Origin of the sequence: Parasutterella secunda (assembly GCF_016901835.1) — a bacterium.
GTDB classification, from domain to species: Bacteria; Pseudomonadota; Gammaproteobacteria; order Burkholderiales; family Burkholderiaceae_F; genus Aphodousia; species Aphodousia faecavium.
Window position 1 is genome coordinate 1 of the sequence record NZ_JACJKX010000060.1, and the last position, 230, is coordinate 230.

Sequence of the window (230 nt, forward strand, 5' to 3'; positions counted from 1 at the left end):
TTTCGGCCGCTGGCTTGCCGATGTTTGGCAATCACTGCGTGTAAGTCGTATTCCGTCAAATGGTATTTTCTATCAAGCGATTTGAATAGATTTGTTCTTTCTTTACCCTTAGGCATTGAACAGGCCTTTTTCCAATCACTGTCCTGACGAAGCTGTTGCAGTTGACCTAAGGCGCTACCAAGAGTGGCATTATGAAGTTGACGGGCGAATTCAAGCTTTCTGAGTATCGT

Annotated in this window: 1 pseudogene; it reads right to left on the minus strand. The window is 44.8% G+C overall.

Features of this window, described 5'->3' with window-relative positions:
• A pseudogene (locus tag H5985_RS09340) lies at positions 1-230 on the minus strand (hypothetical protein); the annotation flags it as partial.